This window comes from Cohnella terricola, assembly GCF_007786475.1.
Classification (GTDB): domain Bacteria; phylum Bacillota; class Bacilli; order Paenibacillales; family Paenibacillaceae; genus Cohnella; species Cohnella terricola.
This window is the reverse complement of the sequence record NZ_VNJJ01000018.1, coordinates 71388-87024: the sequence shown is the minus strand read 5'-3', so window position 1 is coordinate 87024 and position 15637 is coordinate 71388. Positions and strand designations below refer to the sequence as shown.

At 50.9% G+C, this 15637-nt stretch carries 13 protein-coding genes; 11 read left to right on the top strand and 2 right to left on the bottom strand.

The window, feature by feature from the left end:
* Positions 1 to 463 precede the first annotated feature (463 nt).
* Positions 464 to 775 (top strand): hypothetical protein, encoded by a 312-nt coding sequence (locus tag FPZ45_RS25570; RefSeq protein WP_222430802.1) that lies wholly within the window; start codon positions 464 to 466, stop codon positions 773 to 775.
* Here the strand turns inward: FPZ45_RS25570 and FPZ45_RS26085 are convergent.
* Positions 732 to 1865: an acyltransferase family protein gene (locus FPZ45_RS26085; RefSeq protein WP_144706605.1), complete on the bottom strand. Its 1134-nt coding sequence runs from the start codon at positions 1863 to 1865 to the stop codon at positions 732 to 734. The two genes, FPZ45_RS25570 and FPZ45_RS26085, sit on opposite strands and share 44 nt — an antisense overlap.
* Before the next feature lie 657 nt (positions 1866 to 2522).
* Here FPZ45_RS26085 and FPZ45_RS22105 point away from each other — a divergent pair.
* The 3 genes from FPZ45_RS22105 to FPZ45_RS22095 all read left to right on the top strand — a co-directional run bounded on the left by FPZ45_RS22105 (position 2523) and on the right by FPZ45_RS22095 (position 7247).
* Complete coding sequence (locus FPZ45_RS22105; RefSeq protein WP_144706603.1) at positions 2523 to 5222, top strand: phosphodiester glycosidase family protein; 2700 nt, start codon at positions 2523 to 2525, stop codon at positions 5220 to 5222.
* A gap of 140 nt (positions 5223 to 5362) precedes the next feature.
* On the top strand, positions 5363 to 6556 hold the full coding sequence (locus FPZ45_RS22100) for a sensor histidine kinase (RefSeq protein ID WP_144706601.1): 1194 nt from the start codon (positions 5363 to 5365) through the stop codon (positions 6554 to 6556).
* A complete protein-coding gene (locus tag FPZ45_RS22095; protein WP_144706599.1) occupies positions 6525 to 7247 on the top strand; it encodes a response regulator in 723 nt (240 codons plus the stop codon). Before FPZ45_RS22100 ends, FPZ45_RS22095 begins: the two co-directional genes overlap by 32 nt.
* A 511-nt stretch (positions 7248 to 7758) precedes the next feature.
* Here FPZ45_RS22095 and FPZ45_RS22090 read toward each other — a convergent pair.
* On the bottom strand, positions 7759 to 8439 hold the full coding sequence (locus FPZ45_RS22090) for a PDDEXK family nuclease (RefSeq protein ID WP_144706598.1): 681 nt from the start codon (positions 8437 to 8439) through the stop codon (positions 7759 to 7761).
* 277 nt (positions 8440 to 8716) lie between these two features.
* On the opposite strand from FPZ45_RS22090, the gene FPZ45_RS22085 reads away from it, so the two are divergent.
* From FPZ45_RS22085 to FPZ45_RS22055, 7 genes are all read left to right on the top strand, one after another.
* Positions 8717 to 9109, top strand: coding sequence for a hypothetical protein (locus FPZ45_RS22085; protein WP_144706596.1), 393 nt, complete (start codon positions 8717 to 8719; stop codon positions 9107 to 9109).
* A gap of 172 nt (positions 9110 to 9281) precedes the next feature.
* Positions 9282 to 11207 (top strand): ATP-dependent helicase ComFA, encoded by a 1926-nt coding sequence (locus FPZ45_RS22080; protein ID WP_246120543.1) that lies wholly within the window; start codon positions 9282 to 9284, stop codon positions 11205 to 11207.
* 947 nt (positions 11208 to 12154) lie between these two features.
* On the top strand, positions 12155 to 12907 hold the full coding sequence (locus FPZ45_RS22075) for a ComFC family protein (protein WP_144706594.1): 753 nt from the start codon (positions 12155 to 12157) through the stop codon (positions 12905 to 12907).
* Between the two features lie 121 nt (positions 12908 to 13028).
* A complete protein-coding gene (locus tag FPZ45_RS22070; RefSeq protein ID WP_144706592.1) occupies positions 13029 to 14219 on the top strand; it encodes an acyltransferase in 1191 nt (396 codons plus the stop codon).
* An 86-nt stretch (positions 14220 to 14305) separates the two neighbouring features.
* On the top strand, positions 14306 to 14716 hold the full coding sequence (locus FPZ45_RS22065; protein WP_144706590.1) for a flagellar protein: 411 nt from the start codon (positions 14306 to 14308) through the stop codon (positions 14714 to 14716).
* Positions 14717 to 14799: 83 nt separating this feature from the next.
* Positions 14800 to 15063, top strand: a complete 264-nt coding sequence (flgM, locus tag FPZ45_RS22060) for a flagellar biosynthesis anti-sigma factor FlgM (protein ID WP_144706588.1) — start codon at positions 14800 to 14802, stop codon at positions 15061 to 15063.
* A 60-nt stretch (positions 15064 to 15123) separates the two neighbouring features.
* Positions 15124 to 15624, top strand: coding sequence for a flagellar protein FlgN (locus FPZ45_RS22055; RefSeq protein ID WP_144706585.1), 501 nt, complete (start codon positions 15124 to 15126; stop codon positions 15622 to 15624).
* The last annotated feature ends 13 nt before the right edge of the window (positions 15625 to 15637 follow it).

Below are 15637 nucleotides of genomic sequence, written 5' to 3'. Positions count from 1 at the left end.
AATCTTACTGCTTCTTCTTTGAATGCCTTGTCGTACCTGTTCATTGTCACTCGTCCCCTCGTTAGCTTTCATTTTATTTCATACGAGGGTGTTTTTCGACTGCATTTTTATCGTAGCACTCCAGTTCACATCTGATACCGCAGAAGCAATCTATCTAAACCCGCAGGGCGGAACGGTAATGAGTGACATTACTTTTGATACATGCCGAACGGTTGAAACCTTTAAGCAAGCGCTCAGGGTATATACGCACTTATTGGAAAACTTGAAGATACACAATTGCTTTTTCACAGCCAGTTCCGAGGAAGGATCTAACCTTTACCCAGCAGTCGAACTTCCCGACAACCTTAAAAAGTTCGACATCACCAACAACACGATCGGTAAGGGATCTCTTAATCACAACTATGCAAGTTAAGCAATTAAACTCGGACTTAACTGCGATCAATATCTTATTGCCAACAACAACTTGGAGGAAAATGTATCAGGCGCCATCTATGATCCTGGTGGAACGTTTACGAGAAAATCCATTGTAAACAACCGTGAATATAATCCTGACGGTGTTTTAACGGCTCCTGCTATGCCTGCATCTGGGGTAGAGCAAAAAAATAATTTCTCCTGCCGTGTTCAGGTGTTTTTCTTCGGTGGCACAGTTACCAACGTGCTAAAAAACGGTACAGGTATAGGAGGCATGACAAGCGGCTCCATCATCTTAGATCCGGGGGAAACGTTAGCAATTAGCTATACTGCCGCGCCGAATTGGACGTGGTTTGGGATTTAGCATTGTGTGTTCTCGACCAACCCATCTTATCTCGCAGGTTCATAATTGGTAATTCAAAAAACCTATAAAGAATAAATGCTGCGATTATGGTAATTACTGTCGATGTTAACCATATACCCATAGTTTCAGTAATGGTAGCAATTTTCCTGGAATAATAATTGTATATTTCATAGTGGATGAGGTATACAGAGTAACTTGTTACGCTAATGAAAGTAAATGTTTTTACAATTATTTTGCTTTTAATATTATTTATGAATGTATCTGACTCAAAAGCGATAATTATGAGTCCAGACAAGATTGAAAAAAAGTTCAATAAAAACGTTCTGTAAAAGAAGGAGTTGTTAAGAACTTCAGGTTGGTTCCAAGGTATTAATTTATAAAGCGTATAGAACCCAATAATAGATAATGAATAAAGGATCCAGGGGTATTTTGTGATTTTCTCATAAAAAGCTTTTTTGTAGACTTTAATCCCAGCAATCAAAACACCGATTCCTAAACTATCCAACCTGACATAAAATTGCCGTCGTACTTCTTCGTCCCATATGGGGTTGAAGAGAAACACATAAAATAGCCGGAGCAATATTAGGGAGATGATTATTAGAACTAAAAGATAAAAGAATTTATTGACGCTGTTTCTATTCTTTTTGCTTATACGGAATAGTAGTAGTAGAAAAAAGGGGATCAACAAATAAAACCATTCCTCAACAGTGAGGCTCCATGACACAGGGAAAAAATTAAGGGATTCAGTATTAAAATTCTGTACAAAGAAAAGGTGTTGCCAAAAAAATTTATCATTAATAAGGCAAACTATTATAAGTATAAGGAAATATAATGGTAATGTTCTGAACCATCTACGTAAGTAAAACCTTCTTAAAGCGGGCCAGTTTTGTTCTACTAGGACATCATTCAATAGTATTTGACCAATTAAAAACCCACTTAGAACAAAGAATATTTCCACTCCTAGGACTGCAAAAAAGATTAAAGAATTACTTACAGGGTAAAAGGGGAGTAGAAAAAACATCATCCCATGTGCTAACATCACAAGAAAGATTGCTAAGCTACGAACAATATCAAGACCTAGATTTCTCATTTTCTCATCCTCAAATCATCTAATTAAACACTGGGCAATTATAACATATGGAAGTGCCCCTATGGGCGAATACAATAGTTATAAAGGTGTCAAACAGGTCGAAGATTTCGTGAAGTCTAGCACCTATTCAGTTGGGGGGCAATCAATAGATGAGCGTAATATATGACTTTATCTAATTTTATTAAGTATTAGGCGCGGCGCTTTGATTGGCAGATGTTCATGAGTCATAAATAAATGGATGGATGCATCACAGTAGGATCATTTAGTACAGGAAGAACTGAGAATAAATGTTCTAAGCATACTGCTCAGTAGGATTCAACACGAACTTATGTAATGCAAAATGAGTTTGATAAACATATGCTCGCAGGTTATAAAATGGTAAAAGCAGTTCCCAAAAGCCTTTGCTACAGAGGTACAATTTGATGTTATCTGGTATATAAGCGCTTACTAGAATCGCTAGCCGGGATACCTATGTAGTAATGACGAACCTCAAAGTGGGTATTCTACTCGATTCTGTTGGAATTTCTATTAAATTTTATTGACAATTTCGTAGACATGTAACTTTTCGGCTCTTCTAGAGTCTAATAGAGTAGGGATAAATGGGAGTTTAGAAGCTTCCGGCCAAATTCTAATAGACTTACAGGAGAATTCAAGTACATGCAGCCACAAACCACCTATCAAGCTAGACATAAGCGTTCCCGTCTGATTCTGCCTTTTCTTGCCGGCGTCTTGGTGTTTACCGCGCCCGTTAGCACGGGACTCATTCCTACCTCTTATGCCGCTTCCTCGACCCAGAAAGCCGCAGTCACTTACAAACTAGTCAAACAAGCCGAAACGATGGTAACCTCCGGCGTTCGCCAGATCACATTCGGCTGGGTTCCGTCCGACGTTTCTCTGCCGACCGAAGTTCTGCATGTTTTACAGATCGATCTGCAGAATCCATACGTTCAGCTTAACGCGATGGGAGGCCCGCAGGGCAGCGTCACCGGCAAGCAATCTGTCGGCGCGATGACGAAAGAAACAGGAGCGGTCGCCGGCGTGAACGGCGATGTTTTCCGTACGGCCAGCAGCACCGAAGGGGTGCCTATGGGCGCGCAGATTACGTCGGGGCAGCTTGTCGTCAGCACCGAGCAGTTGAAGGGGATGTATGCATTCGGCGTTACGGCCGATCGTATGCCGATCATCGATAATTTTGTCTTTAACGGCACGGTAACGGCTGCGGACGGAACGTCATTTCCGCTTGCTGGCTTGAACAAGTCGGCCTATCGGACGGAGCCGGACAATGCCTACAGCCACCTTAACGCGCTATATATGTATACGAATGCTTGGAAGGCACCGGAACGTCCGGCGAACAGCGCGACGACGCCGACTGAAGCACTTGTCGTTGACGGCGTCGTGACCGAGATTTCCGACAAAAGCGCGATTGCGACTCCGATTCCTTCGAACGGGTACATACTGAGGGGGCACGGAACGGCCGCCAATTTTATTAAAAATAGCCTCGTCGTCGGCGACAGAATCAATACGACCTCATCTCTTAAGTCGGCAACTAGCGGAAAAAGCTATAACCCGTCCGACTTTCAGATGATGGTCAGCGGACATACGCTTTTGCTGGATAATGGGGCTCCTTCCGCATTTTCTCGGGACATTAGCGGCGTTAGCGGCGGCGCGGATCGCGCCCGTACCGCTGTCGGTTATTCCAAAGACGGCAAAACCGCCTACCTGCTCACCGTTGAAGAGAACGGCGGACGCAAAGGCGTTACGCTTAAAGAACTGCAACAGATGTTAGTCCAGTTGGGCGTATGGAAAGCGGTGAATCTCGATGGCGGCGGCTCGACAACGATGGTCAGCCGCCCACTCGGCGATTTCCAAACCCAGCTTACTCATCCGACATCGTATGGAACAACGCAGAGGCTGGTTACGAACGGGATCGGCGTCTACACGACCGCGCCCCAAGGTTCTCTGAAAGGCATTGCAGCAAGCGGAGCGCAAACGTTGTTCATCGGACAGCAGGCGACTTATTCGTTGAAAGCTTACGATACGTATTACAATCCGATCGATCCTAGCGGCCTGACGCCGGTCTGGAGCATCGACAAGCAGTTGGGAACGTTCACGAACGGCGTATTTAATGCAGCCAAGCCGGGAACCGCTACGCTGGGCGTAAAGTCGGGAAGCGCGAGCGATTCGCTCAGTCTCGAGATCATCGGGGAGGCTCAGGTAGCTAAGCTGATCGTTGAGCCGAGCTCGACTCTGCTCGCTCCGGGAGCCGTCATTAACATGCCGGTCAAAGCGCAACTGACGGACGGAAGACTGCTGTCCGTTCCGGCGTCTTCGGTAACGTGGGAGTACCGTGGTTTCACGGCAAATGCTAAGGATGGCAAGATTACCGTGGCTAAAGTTCAAAACAACCTAGCGGCGGGTTACGCGATCGCGAGGTACGACGGCTTCGGCGCCGTTGCAGTGCTTGCTCCGGGCGCAGAGCAAACGCTAGAAGACTTCGAGAAAGCAACCTATAACGTCGCCTTCTCCGGAACGCCGCCGGAAACAACAGGATCCGCATCGATCACGACCGGAATTCCCGGACGCGAGTCCTCCAAAGTGCTCGTTCTGGATTATGATTTTACGGCCGGATCCGGCAAAAGGTTCGCTAACGCCGTTCTGAACGATGGCAACGGAATCGCCGTTAACGGATCGCCGAGCTCAATGACGATCGACGTCCTGGGCGACGGCGGGATGCACTGGCTGAGAGCCGAATTTACGAACGGCGACGGCAAACCCGCATACGCCACGATCGCCGATCAGGTCGATTGGACCGGTTGGAAAAACATTCGATTCGATCTGGCCGCTGCCGGGCTGAAGAACGCTAAGCTGACGAAGCTGTACCTCGTTAACAAGGAAGAGGATCAGGACGAACGCGCGATGCAAGGAGAAGTGGCTTTCGACAACCTCGTGTTGCAGTATCCTCCGGGACAGATCGCGGTTGCACAGCCAACGATCGTCATGACGGTCGGTAAGACGGACGCGACGGTGGACGGCAAAAAGATCAAGCTGCCGGGCGCTCCATTCGTGCAAAAAGGAACGAATACCAACTATTTGCCGCTTCGGTTCGTGGCGGATAGTCTCGGAGCCCAGGTGGTATGGAATAACGGCGCGCAAAGAGTGACCGTGCTTCGCGGCGACAAAATGCTGGAATTGTGGGTCGGCAAAGACTCGATGACCGTAAACGGCGTCCGCCAATCCATGTCTGTCGCTCCGATCGTCATTAAAGGCAGCGTGTACGTTCCAGTGCGCCTCGTCTCCGAGCAGTTGGGTCAAATCGTAGAATGGGAAAGCAAAACCAAAACGATTACAATTCACTAATTTTAGATCTAAAGACCTAACTCTATCCCGATTGATTGAATAAATATGGTATGATGTAAACATTGCTAGCGAATTCAATAGGTTATAAGCTAGTAGAAAGATCTAATTTTAATCGGGCACCACGGAGTAGGGGAGTTTGTATGGATTATCATGTTGACCAGATTGATCGTGTAATCCAGAATGCGATATCCGTCATGGAAGATAGCAAAGTTCAAGTGTTTGAAATTTGCGAAGCCGCAAGGCGCGAGCTTCATACCCTTACTCACGAGCTAGAGAGTGTATTGCAGGAAACTTCCGAGACAATAGATAAAGTTGACCGTATAGAACGCGATTATCGTCTTGCGAGAATCCGGCTCACGGAGGTGAGCCGGGATTTCGTACGATATTCCGAGAAGGATATAAAAGCCGCATACGAGAAAGCGACGCAACTGCAACTCGATCTGATGGTTTACCGCGAAAAGGAAATCTATCTGAAAAGCCGGCGGGACGATCTTCAGCTCCGCGTCAAGAACGTGGAAGTGTCCATCGAGCGGGCGGATACGATCAATCTGCAGATGAGCGTCGTGCTGGATTATTTATCCGGAGACCTGACTCAGGTGACCCGAATTCTGGAGTCCGCGAAAAATCGCCAATTGATCGGTCTGAAGATCATTCTGGCACAAGAGGACGAACGCAAGCGGATCGCCCGCGAAATTCACGACGGTCCCGCTCAGTCACTCGCAAATCTGGCGCTGCGAACGGAGATCGCGGAGAGATTGCTTGACACGGGAGATCTGGAAATGATCCGCGGGGAATTGATCGATTTGAAGGCGCAAATCCGAATTGGGCTCGAAGAAATTCGTAAAATCATTTTTAATCTCCGTCCTATGGCATTGGATGATCTGGGATTGGTTCCGACCCTTCGCAAGTTCGTACAGGACTTCGAAGAGAAAACAAGAATCAGGGCCGTGTTCGAGACGTCAGGCAAGGAGAAGCGCTTGCCGAGCGCGATGGAGGCGGCGATGTTCCGCCTGGCTCAGGAAGGGTTCTCGAACGCGTTGAAACACGCGCAATCCACCTTCGTTTCCTTGGAACTAATCTATTTGGAAAATACCGTACAAATGTTAATCGAGGATAACGGGGTCGGGTTTCAACCGGATAACTTGGATTCACAATCGCATACCCATTTCGGCTTGATCGGAATGAAGGAGCGCGTGGAGCTGCTTCAAGGCAAGATCGAGATCGAATCCACGATAGGGCACGGCACGATAATCAAGATTCATGTCCCTACTAAAGCGGAACCACGAAAGGAGCTAATCGCACATGGAGAATCAAACAGCGGCGCGTCCCATTAAAGTACTCCTTGCAGACGACCATCAGCTTTTCCGCGAAGGGCTGAAGCGCATTCTGAACATGGAGAGCGACCTTGAAGTGATCGGGGAGTGCGGCGACGGCATACAGGTGCTCGAATTTTGCAATCAGGAGAAACCGGACGTTGTCCTTCTCGACATTAATATGCCGACGGAGAATGGCGTCGTGGCGACTGAGCGATTGCGCGATATTTTCCCCGAGATCAAGGTCATTATCCTATCCATTCACGACGACGAAAGCTATGTGTTCGAGACCCTGCGCAAGGGCGCGTCGGGGTATTTGCTGAAGGACATGGAAGCCGAATCGCTTGTGAACGCGATCCGTACGGTAGCGGAAGGACATGCTTATATTCATCCGAAAGTGACGGGCAAGCTGATCAATCAGCTCCGGCGCATGACTTACCTGGATGAGATCGGCGCCTCTTCCGGTGCGGCTGCGAGCCGGGAAACGGTGACGAAGTTCATTCCGCGCGGCAATAATCCGCTCACCCGCCGGGAGGCCGAGGTGCTTCGCCTGATGGCCGAGGGCAAGAGCAACAAGTCGATCGGAGAGAACCTCTTCATCAGCGAGAAGACGGTCAAGAATCATGTCAGCAGCATCCTGCAGAAGATGGAAGTCGACGACCGTACGCAAGCCGTCATCAATTCGATTAAGTTCGGCTGGGTTACCCTTTAGCTTTACCCCTACATAATTCGTTACACGTTCCGTTCGCGGCTCCCGGGTCCTTCATTGGTCCAAGGTGGCCGCGAATTTATTTTTCTGGCAAACAACGGCGAACTCGCACTTGATCCCAGCTCTCCGCCAGACTAGGCCTCTGCACTAGCCCCTCGGGAGCACTGTCTCGCACTAGCCTCGCGCAAGCACTGTCCTGCACTAGCCCCTCGCAAGCACTGTCCCGCACTAGCCTCTCGCAAGCACTGTCCTGCACTAGCCTCTCGTATAATATGATTCTCCCCCTCCCCCCCTCGTATAACATGATCCTCCCCCTCCGCCACCGAATAGCGATGTTTTTAATCGTACTTGGACAAGGAGGCTAGTGAGAGCGGGGCAAATAGAATGAAAAACATCGCAAATCAGACCATTTTCTTCTGCGCTTGGTGCGTGGCGGGCAAAGTACGATGTTTATCATCGTTAATTGACAGTGTGAAGGGTACGAAGGGCCAAAGAACGATGTTTTGCATCGTTTTTATAATCCCAGGTCGTCGATTGTCACCGATTCGGCGAGTTTGTAGCTGAAGATTCGCTCGCTGCCGCTTCCGGAGGGGGACAAAACACCGATCACGCTTAGACTCCGAAGCATCTTCCTTGCTTTTTGATTTTCGACGTTCAGTAGTCGACAGACATCTTTGGGACGCAGGATCCTTCCGCCTCTTAGCGCCATTCGTATAATATCCTTTTCCTCGGCGTTTAATTTGGAGACTCGATCGATTTTCTTGCCGCTCGCCCATCTCCCCATGAATTGCAACAGGATTTGCTGGCACATTCGCGGACGTTCGACGATGTCGTCGTAGGAGAAACGAATGATTTTCCAACCGTCGAGAACGAGATGGTTTTGCCGCATAAGATTATCCGAGAATTTGGATCGTGCGATCTCCTTGGCATGCGACTGAAAGCCGTCGATTTCAATGTCCAACTTAAGCATGTCCAAAATAAAGGCAAAATCCAAGAAACGCCGGCCGTCTTTAAAGTCGCTTACTTCGTATTCCGGATGCAGATGGTCGAAGTTGCCGAACGCCGGCCACCACACGTTTTCGAGCAGCATTTTTTCGCCGTGGGCGTGACCTTCTTGCAATCTCCTCAAGCTTTCTCCCCGTCTGGCTTGCTGGTGTTTCTTCAAGAATCTCGCATACTCGATCTCAAAATTCATGAACCGATCCTCCCGATAAAATAAAATAGCCGCTCACCCGTTCAGCCTGTGCTGACGAGAAAGCGGCGTGTTCTTCACGACCGTTAGAAAATTAAGTTTATTGCCTGCATAGTAGCATGTTATTCATCGATTGTAAATATATGGTCGGTCGCCGGCGGAACTCCCGCCTTCAACACGGCATATAGTGTGGAACGAGAGACGGAGAGCCGACCGGAGATCGCGGGGGCCCGGGGCGCATGAGCCGTCGCTCGCCTTCAAATCAAAGGAGGTGGCCGCCGTGATTCCCGAGTTATTGTGGATCATCGGCTTTTACGCAGCGGCCGCGGCTTTCATGCACTGGATGATTCGCAGAGGCTCCAGGGGAGAGCGCCGTCATTATGTGCTGGTCGCCGGCAACCAACAAATGCAGATCGAATGGTATATTCGGGCGCTTCAGCAATTTTCCAGACGAACGGGAACGGAGATCGGCATCACGGTCGTGCTCGATCAGTCTACGGATGATACGGGGGAAATCATGGCACGGTTCACGCGGAAAGATTCGAGTATCGAGTGCGTCGAAGCGGAGCGGGCGGAATCGCGCATCGGGAACGGGGGAGCTTCGCGTTCCGATCCGGGAGTCGTGTGGTTGGAACTGGCTCGCAAAGAAGATGTGAGGAGATTGCCGCTATAAAAAAGGGGCAGCCCCGGTTGTTTTCTTAGAGGAAATGGCATACAATTGCAGACATAGGAAATGATTTGGAATTCGGGTGAAGCACACCACGAATCGCCGATATGGCGGTTGGGGCGTGCTTTTTTTGTTGTCGGAATGGGATTTAAGCGGTTCGGAAAAGGGGGCGTTGAGGTTGAGGGTTGTTCTGTATGCGGTTCAAAAAGAGTCCGGTTATCGGGCGATCTTCTCGATTTCTTGGGACATGGATAAGCTTTATTGGCCCGGCAGGGCGCTGCGGATGGTTCGCATCAGAGAAGCGGTGCCGCTCGGTTATGCGGATCGCGTATGCCGCAGGCTGGAGGAAATCTGGGGACGCCACGACGGTGCGCAACGCGCGAATTGGACGGAGGAATTCAAGCATGCGGTACGAGCGGTTCAGGCCGAGATTGGGCAAGGCGAACCGGGCAACGCAGAGCTTGAAGAGGTGATCTTGACGGGAGCGGAAGGTTTGGCCGCCAACGTTAGATTGCGGGAAGCCGCGCGTACGGCCGGCGTTCGTCTCGCGGGCCGCTCGCTGCTGCAAGACGAGGCCGCCCAACTGCTCGACGGCGCTGCGGCGCCTTCCGAGCAGGGCATGGGAGCCCTCGCCGCGCTTCAGCTCGCGGCGCTTAACGGGGCCCTGCAGCTAACCGCTGCCGTGGCCCCCAAACCGCCCGCTCCGCCGCGACGCGGGCTCCGCTTCCTGGCCGAGCGGCTTCGCCCCGCTCGGCTCCTGGGGCGGGCGGCCATGCCCCGCCGCCCCCAAGAGCTGCTCTGCCGCCGCTGCGGTAGCGGCAGAGACAAGCTGCGGCGCACGAATTGCGCCGCCTGTGGGCAAGCCTGCGCATATTGCGAGGCTTGCCTGACCATGGGGCGCAGCCGTGAATGCGGGCTGCTCATCATTGGCGCGCCGGCGGTTCCTACAGCCGGCTACGCAAGCCATCGCCGCGAAGCCTCGTCGCCTTCGAGCTTAGTCGAGCGATGGGGCCTCAGCCCAGCTCAGGGCGATGCGTCGGCGCAGGCTCTGGCATTCCTTTCCGGGCCTGCTCCGGACCGTGATTCCCTACATGAGAGCTCGTTTCTGCTCTGGGCTGTTACCGGGGCAGGCAAAACTGAGATGATCTTCCCGCTGCTCGAACATGTGCTGGCGAGAGGCGGCCGCGCGCTCGTGGCAACGCCGCGCCGGGATGTCGTATTGGAGCTCGCTCCTAGATTGGCCAAAGCGTTCCCCGACTACGAACGCGCTGTACTGTACGGCGGCAGCACGGATCGATGGGGGGACGGGGCGCTCACGATCGCCACGACACATCAACTTCTTCGTTTTCAGGAAGCGTTCGACCTCGTGCTTATCGACGAATTGGACGCATTCCCCTATCATAATGATCCGATGCTGCACTACGCCGCGGACAAATGCCGTAAGCGAAACGGATTCACCGTGCTGCTCAGCGCGACTCCACCCGCGCACTTGCAGAGGGCGGTGTCCCGCAAGCGGCTTGCATGCGCGAGAGTACCGGCAAGATTTCACGGCTATCCGTTGCCCGTACCTCGAAGTCTCGTTATTCCCCCGGTGTACCGGATACTCGGCGGAAAGACGTTGCCGGAGAAACTGGTGAAGGTACTACGCCACTCCGTCCGCCGCGGCGCGCAGATTTTCCTGTTCGTCCCGTACGTCAAACAAGTCGATCCCTTCGTTCATCTGCTCCGGAACTGCGCCAGTCAGCTTGGGCTCGAACCCGACGCGATTGCTGGAACATCATCGCAGGACGCGGAGCGTTCCGGCAAAGTCGTCTCGTTCAGAGAACAGACGATCAAGTTGCTTGTCACGACGACGATTCTGGAACGGGGAGTGACGATTCCGAAGAGCGACGTTTTTATACTCGACGCGAATAATCCGTTGTTCGACTCCGCTTCGCTCGTCCAGATGGCGGGGAGAGCCGGAAGATCCGCAGCCGACCCGTTTGGCTTAGTCTTCTACGCGGCTCCTGTGTGGACCGAATCCCAGCGGCGCGCGATTAAGCAAATCCGCAACATGAATTCTCTCGCGAAGCGCAAAGGTTTCTTGCGAACGACCATCCGGTAGACAAAATAACAATGAAATTCATCGTACTTGCACCCGTCGCCCACCAAGCGAGCCGAGAGTACGATGTTTTTCATCGCTAATAGCCCCGGGGAATGCGCAAAAGTAGCACTACCTCGCAAATAACAATGAAATTCATCGTACTTGCACCCGTCGCCCACCAATCGAGCCGAGAGTACGATGTTTTTCATCGCTAATAGCCCCGGGGAATGCGCAAAAGTAGCACTACCTCGCAAATAACAATGATATTCATCGTACTTGCACCCGTCGCCCACCAAGCGAGCCCAAAGTACAATGTTTTTCATCGCTAATAGCCCCGGGGGAACGTGCAAACGTGGCACTGCCTTGCAAATAACAATGAAATTCATCGTACTTGCACCCGTCGCCCACCAAGCGAGCTCAAAGTACAATGTTTTCATCGCTAATAGCACCGGGGAACGTGCAAACGTGGCGCTGCCTCGCAAATAACAATGATAATCATCGTACTTGCACCCGTCGCCCACCATGCGAGCCCAAAGTACAATGTTTTTCATCGCTAATAGCACCGGGGAACGTGCAAACGTGGCACTGCCTAGCAAATAACAATGATAATCATCGTACTTGCACCCGTCGCCCACCAAGCGAGCCCAAAGTACAATGTTCTTCATCGCTAATAGCACCGGGGAACGTGCAAACGTGGCACTGCCTCGCAAATAACAATGAAATTCATCGTACTTGCACCCGTCACCCGCCAAGCGAGCCGAGAGTACGGTGTTTTTCATCGCTAATAGCCCCGGGGCACGTGCAAACGTGGCACTGCCTTGCAAATAACAATGAAATTCATCGTACTTGCACCCACCAACCACCAAGCGAGCCCAAAGTACAATGTTTTTCATCGCAAATTGTACTTTCTCACAAGAGCAGCCGAAACTTTCCAATCCCATTAATCGTCAGATAGGAGTGAATAATTCATGCCTCTTACTCTGGGCAAATGGTTTGCCCCTTCCAAGAGCGTCTGCCCGATCTGCGGGAGGGATGCAGCCCGTACCGCGGGAAGCGGAGTAATTCCCGTACGCCATCCGCAGCCCCGGCAGGCGCTGGCTTCCTTATGCGGATTGTGCCTCCGAGCCATTCCATGGATCGCTTATCCGGTTTGCCTGGTCTGCGGGAGGGCCGAATCCTGCGAGGACTGCGTTCGCCGGAAAATCAGATCCTATACGATCAGCCGCTGCGCCGTTCGTTATACCGAGATGATGAAGGATTGGCTTGCGCTCTACAAGTATCGCGGGAACGAAGGAGTCGAGACGGTGTTGGCGGCGATACTCGCTTTCGCTTACGAACGTCTATGCGAAGCGGCGAATTCCGAATTCCACGCCGTGACATCCGTTCCGTTAGCACCGGAAAGACTTCGCGAAAGAGGGTTTAACCAGGCGGAACGATTAGCGATCCGATTGGCCGAGTGGTACGGACTTAGCTATCGCCCGATGCTGCATCGCCTTCGTCACACCGAGAAGCAAAGCCTCAAATCCCGTCTCGGGCGCGTCGTCGACATGAGAGGCAATTTCGCGGCCGATCATTCGGCTTTATTTCCCGGAAATATTCTATTGCTAGACGACGTGTACACGACCGGGAGTACGCTCGATGAATGCGCTAGAGTGCTCAAGCAAGCGGCCGAGGCGAATGAATCTCTTAGGGTATATGGATTGCTGTGGGCTCGGTCATAGTCGATCCGTCGATAAGCGGCGATTTGTTGCGCTTTTCGGCAATGTTCTACCTATGCTATGATAGGATGACGCGAATGACCGAATAAAAAAAGAGATTCGATGAATCGCCAAAGGAGGAAACATGGAACGCCGCTCTAAATTGAACGAGATCGATATCGTACGCGGCCTCGCGATCCTGGGCGTACTGATGGTTCATTCCACTTCGTTCGCCACGTTGGACATGAAGGGGACGACCTTGTATGGGGTATATAACTTCCTAAATATTTTCTCGAAGATTGGGACGACGTCCTTTATTCTGCTTAGCAGCTTCGTGCTGTTTTACAACTATTATCCGCAACAGCTTACGTTCCAACTATTTAAGAAATTTTACCGCAAGCGTCTGATGTACATCGTTATACCGTATTTGCTGTTCTCGACGTTCTATTTTCTACTGAGATGGTACCAGAACGGTTATGCCTGGCATCTAGCGGATATGTTACCGAGTTATTTGCAGAAAATATCCAAAGGACAAGCCTATACACACTTGTATTTCGTATTTATTAGCATTCAGTTGTACTTGCTGTTCCCGATCTTCTTGTACCTGATGAAAAGGTTCAAGTGGCTAGCGGCTTCCGCTGTACTGATCGGGGTGGCGCTTCAATGGGCCTTCTTCCTCTATAATCGGGAATACTGGCAAGTCCCGACTCGCGGAAGCTGGTCTCCGACGTATTTCGGCCAATACTTTCTCGGCGCATGGCTCGGCATTTACTTTGACCGGATTAAATCATGGCTGATTATCGCGAAGGAAAATATCACGAAATCCCGAGTCGCCTTGTGGATTCTGCTCTGGGCCGCGTGGCTGACTGCAGGAATCTCGTACGTGACGATTTTCTACAATGCCCGCGTGTATGGAACGAGGTATCATAACGCGCTATACGACGGACTTTGGGATGTCTACACGATGCTAACGCCGCTCGTGCTGATGCAGATCGCTTTCCTGATCGGCGGCAAGATAAACTCTTCCTTCTTGGTAGGAAGGCTTCGGCATCTGGGCATCGTATCGTTCGGGGTGTATCTGGTTCATCCGATTATCCTGCTAGTTTATAGACAGTATCCGCTCAAGAGCGGAGGAACGATGGCTCACCATGCTTGGTACGCGGGAGGTTTCCTGCTGGCATTGCTCATCTCATGGATCGTCGTTACCGCCCTAAGCCGACTGACCGGATGGTCCTGGCTGTTATTCGGCAGCGTGCCGAATCAGCTCAAAGCTGCGTACGGGGATTCGAAGAAAATACCGGCCCGCTCGCCGTCTTCTCCTTCGGCTTCCGCGTGAGATTAATCGTCTAGCTATCGCTTGAAATATTTAGTATAATTCACGTAATGAAGGTCGATTAATGTCAGAATCGGGGAGATGATTGCATGGATTTAACCTACTGTCCAAGGTGCGGGAAGTTATTCAACAAGAATTTCCGCGATGTCTGCAATAATTGTCATCTGGAAGTGGAGAAGGATTACGAAAGATGCGTGGAGCATCTTCGCAAAAATAGAGGCCTGGACATCCAGCAATTGTCGGATGACATGGAGGTCAGCATCAAGCAGATTACCCGCTGGATCAAGGAAGGCCGCATCTCTCTCGTGAACGCGCCGAACATGTCCTATCCATGCGAATCCTGCGGAATTCTTATTCGCGAAGGCCATCTTTGCGAGAGTTGCAGAAAACGCCTGACCCGCGACGTGAAGAACGCGACCACGGGTAGTCTGCGAGATCAGTTGGACGACCGGAATAGGGGCGCTTATCTCGGAGACCGCCTGCACGATCGTGACAATTAAAGTCACTCTAAACATTTCATATGCATTGACCGATAATTATTTTAGATATTTATCGGTCTTTTTTATTGATTGAGGTGATTGTTATGAAAATAAATGAAACACAACGAATCGGAGCCGTTAATTCATATCAGGCAAGAATGGATAGGAGAACGGAAGAGAGCGGACGCAAGCGCCAATCCGATCAGCTGCAGATCTCGCCGGAAGCGTTGGAGATGCTGTCGACCAATCGAGCGGATCAAGCCGAACGGGCTAAGAAAGTCGAAGGGCTTAAACAACAGGTCTCGACTGGCAACTACTATGTGGAAAACGGGAAGCTTGCAGAGAAACTGCTGCCTTTTTTTAAGTAAAGAACGGCTAACGGAGAGCACGGCCGGCTAGCTTAATGCATCGGGATAAGGTGGAGTCACATGGCGATTCAAGAAGTCATCTCCGTTCTGGAGCGATTGGTCGAAGCTCACGAGGAGCTCATCGCGCTTTCGAAGAGCAAGCGGGAAAGCATCATGTCCAACGACGTGGACCTGCTGAGCAAGACGATGAAACAGGAGAATAAGCTGATTCAGACGTTGTCGGACTTGGAAAGAGAGCGTATCGCGGCTTCCGCTCGAGTATTGGAAGAGAACGGAGTTAAAGCGGGAGGATCCGTTACGCTCAGGCAAGTGATGAGCAGCGTATCTGATCGTGAACATTCGCTATTGCTAGCCGAGCTCGAAGATCGTCTAAGGACGCAATTGAAAGAGCTTCGCGCAAGCAACGATCTGAATCAGCAGTTGATTCAGCACTCCATCGATTTCATTAATCTTTCGATCGAGTTGATCGTGCCGCAGCATGACGATAGCTATATTTACCGCAATCCTTCGGCATATTCGCAGGACAACTCGGGAGCGGGCATATACAATAAACGAGTGTAAAGGGGCATGACGG

Excerpts from the sequence above, each read along its gene's own strand:
- FPZ45_RS26085 (WP_144706605.1), bottom strand. The coding sequence starts at position 1,865 with ATGAGAAATCTAGGTCTTGATATTGTTCGTAGCTTAGCAATCTTTCTT.
- FPZ45_RS22105 (WP_144706603.1), top strand. The coding sequence starts at position 2,523 with ATGCAGCCACAAACCACCTATCAAGCTAGACATAAGCGTTCCCGTCTG.
- FPZ45_RS22100 (WP_144706601.1), top strand. The coding sequence starts at position 5,363 with ATGGATTATCATGTTGACCAGATTGATCGTGTAATCCAGAATGCGATA.
- FPZ45_RS22095 (WP_144706599.1), top strand. The coding sequence starts at position 6,525 with ATGGAGAATCAAACAGCGGCGCGTCCCATTAAAGTACTCCTTGCAGAC.
- FPZ45_RS22090 (WP_144706598.1), bottom strand. The coding sequence starts at position 8,439 with ATGAATTTTGAGATCGAGTATGCGAGATTCTTGAAGAAACACCAGCAA.
- FPZ45_RS22075 (WP_144706594.1), top strand. The coding sequence starts at position 12,155 with ATGCCTCTTACTCTGGGCAAATGGTTTGCCCCTTCCAAGAGCGTCTGC.
- FPZ45_RS22070 (WP_144706592.1), top strand. The coding sequence starts at position 13,029 with ATGGAACGCCGCTCTAAATTGAACGAGATCGATATCGTACGCGGCCTC.
- FPZ45_RS22065 (WP_144706590.1), top strand. The coding sequence starts at position 14,306 with ATGGATTTAACCTACTGTCCAAGGTGCGGGAAGTTATTCAACAAGAAT.
- flgM (WP_144706588.1), top strand. The coding sequence starts at position 14,800 with ATGAAAATAAATGAAACACAACGAATCGGAGCCGTTAATTCATATCAG.
- FPZ45_RS22055 (WP_144706585.1), top strand. The coding sequence starts at position 15,124 with ATGGCGATTCAAGAAGTCATCTCCGTTCTGGAGCGATTGGTCGAAGCT.